Origin of the sequence: Streptomyces hainanensis (assembly GCF_004348415.1) — a bacterium.
GTDB classification, from domain to species: Bacteria; Actinomycetota; Actinomycetes; order Streptomycetales; family Streptomycetaceae; genus Streptomyces; species Streptomyces hainanensis.
The window spans coordinates 1-2649 of sequence record NZ_SMKI01000703.1 but is presented as its reverse complement, the minus strand read 5'-3'; the positions used below and the strand labels follow the sequence as shown (position 1 = coordinate 2649).

Here is a 2649-nt window from a genome sequence, read left to right as displayed (position 1 = left end):
GCCCACCCCTACACCCGGGCCCTGTTGGCCGCCTCACTGCCCGAACGTCCCTCGGCCGACGTCGAGTTCGGCACGCTGCGCGGCGAGCCGCCGAGCCCGCTCGACCCGCCGGCCGGCTGCCGGTTCCGGCAGCGCTGCGACCTCGCCAGGGAGCGGTGCGCCACCGAGGCGCCGGCGCCGTCCCCGGCCGAAGGCCCAGGCCACGCCGTCTCCTGCCACTACTGGAACTCCTGACCGACCGGTCACCGGCCGGCGCCCGACCACCACGAACGCGAGGAAGCAGCCGATGCGCACAGGGATCGACAACCAGACGGGCGCCACCCGGGCGGCCGTCGCGCCCGTCTGGCGGCCACCCGCCGGGGCGTTCTGGGCCGGCCGGTGGCGGGACGGCGCCGCCGCGTTCCCCGTCCACGACCCGGAGGACGGCCGCCCGCTCGGCGAGGTGACGGACGCGGCACCCGCCGAGGTGGACGCCGCCGTGCGGGCGGTGGCGGCGGCCGTGCACGACGGCCCGCCGTGGCCCGGCTGGCGACGGCGCGAGGCGCTGCACGCGGCGGCCGGCCTGCTGTTCGAGCGCCGCGACGACCTGGTCGGGCTGATCTCAGGGGAGGGTTGCAAGACGGTCCGCGAGGCGGCGGCCGAGGTGTCGCGGGCCGCCGAGACGCTGCGGCTCTCGGCCGAGCGGGCCGGCCAACTCACCGGCGAGACCCTGCCGTTCGACGCGACGGCGCGCGGCGCCGGGCGGCTCGGCTGGTACACCAGGGAGCCGGTCGGAGTGGTGGCGGCGATCACCCCGTTCAACGACCCGCTCAACCTGGTGGCGCACAAGCTCGGTCCGGCGTTGGCCGGCGGCAACGGGGTGGTGCTCAAGCCGGCCGAGGCGACCCCGCTGACCGCGCTGGCCTTCGCCGCGGTCCTGCTGGACGCGGGCGTGCCGGCCGGCCGGATCGCGGTGCTGCCGGGCGCCGGCGCCCGGGCCGGGCGGGCGCTGGTGGGCCATCCGCTGGTCGACCTGGTGTCGTTCACCGGCGGACACCGCACCGGCGAGGCGGTGGCGAGGGCCGCCGGCGCGAGGAAGACGCTGATGGAGCTCGGCGGGAACAACGCCGTGCTGGTGCTGGCCGACGCCGACCCGGCACGCGCCGCGCGGGCGGTGGTCGAGGGCGCGTTCGGGGTGGCGGGGCAGAACTGCCTCTCGGTGCAACGCGTACTGGTGGCGGCGGAGTTGGCCGACGCCTTCCTGACCGAGGCGGTCGCCGCGACCGGGCGGCTGCGGGTCGGCGGCAAGCGGGACCCGCTGACCGACGTGGGCCCGCTGGTCTCGGCCGGCGAGGCGGCCCGCGTCGCCGCGTGGGTGGCGGAGGCGGTGGCCGCCGGCGCCCGCGTCCGCGTCGGCGGGCGCCGGGAGGGCGCGTTCCACTGGCCGACGTTGCTCACCGACGTGCCGCCCGGGGTCAGGATCGCGACCGAGGAGGTGTTCGGCCCGGTGGTGGCCGTCGAGACCTTCACGGACCTCGACACGGCGGTGGCCCGCGCCAACGCCACCGACTTCGGGCTACAGGCCGGCGTGTTCACCGCCTCGATCGACACGGCCCTGGCCGTCGCCGAACGGCTGCGGGTGGGCGCGGTGATGATCAACGACAGCAGCGACTACCGGATCGACGCGATGCCGTTCGGCGGTCCGAAACGCTCGGGCGTCGGCCGCGAGGGCGTACGTCACGCGGTGGAGGCCATGACGGAACCCAAGATCGTGGCCATTCGACGCGGCTGAAACTCGTCCCTCGTACCGAGGCCCGTACCCGCCGGCACAACACCCCGCTGTAAGCTGTCAACAATCCGAATGACAGCTAGGGGAATCGTGACCGAGGTGATTGAGGGACTCGTCCCGATCACGCGCCGCACCACGTCGAGCCTCATCGTGGATCAGCTCAGGGAACGGATCGTGGACGGCACGTTCCCCCCGGGCGGCCAGATGGCCGAAGCCCAGCTGGCGGCGACCTTCGGGATCAGCAGGGGCCCGGTACGGGAGGCCCTGCAACGGCTGGTGCAGGAAGGCCTGCTGGTCAACATCAAGAACCGCGGCGTCTTCGTGATCGAGCTCGGCCCGGCCGACCTCGCCGACGTCTGCCTCTCCCGGCGCCTCATCGAGCGCAAGGCCGCCTCGCTGCTGTGGAAGAGCAAGGACGAACGCCATCTCTCCCGACTCGACGTGGCCGCCGCCGAACTGGCGGCCACCACCGGCGATTCCTGGGCGGAGGTGGTGGAACGGGATCTCGCCTTCCACGAGTCCCTCGTCGAGTCCGCGGAAAGCCCCCGGCTTTCCCGGATGTTCGCCACCCTCGTCGCCGAGACCCGCATCGGCCTGGCCACCAGGCCGGAGGCCCGACGCGAGCGGGCGGCCCTGGTCGCCGAACACCGCGCCCTGATCGAGCTCCTGCGCGACGGCACGGAACGCCGCCTGCTCGCCGCGATCGACGCCCACCTGGACGCGTCGCTGGGCTCGGCGCGCCCAACCGCTGCCCGACAGGGACGGGCGGGCGCGACGGACAGCCCCGCGTAGCGGGGCCCCACCGCGGCGCGAAGCGCCGGCCCGCCGCTGCCGCCCGCTTCTACACGTCGCTCGGCTTCCGGCCCACCGGAGTCAGGGAC

The 2649-nt window shown here is 75.1% G+C and carries 3 protein-coding genes; all 3 read left to right on the top strand.

What is annotated here, in order from left to right:
* The coding region (locus E1283_RS34930; protein ID WP_341829982.1) for an oligopeptide/dipeptide ABC transporter ATP-binding protein at window positions 1–234 on the top strand (234 nt) is incomplete at its 5' end.
* A 52-nt stretch (window positions 235–286) separates the two neighbouring features.
* Window positions 287–1771 carry an aldehyde dehydrogenase family protein gene (locus tag E1283_RS34925; protein ID WP_207930659.1) on the top strand — a complete coding sequence of 495 codons (1485 nt, stop codon included), beginning with the start codon at window positions 287–289 and terminating at the stop codon, window positions 1769–1771.
* A gap of 87 nt (window positions 1772–1858) precedes the next feature.
* Window positions 1859–2560: a GntR family transcriptional regulator gene (locus E1283_RS34920; RefSeq protein ID WP_243745318.1), complete on the top strand. Its 702-nt coding sequence runs from the start codon at window positions 1859–1861 to the stop codon at window positions 2558–2560.
* Window positions 2561–2649 lie beyond the last annotated feature (89 nt).

Excerpts from the sequence above, each read along its gene's own strand:
- E1283_RS34925 (WP_207930659.1), top strand. The coding sequence starts at position 287 with ATGCGCACAGGGATCGACAACCAGACGGGCGCCACCCGGGCGGCCGTC.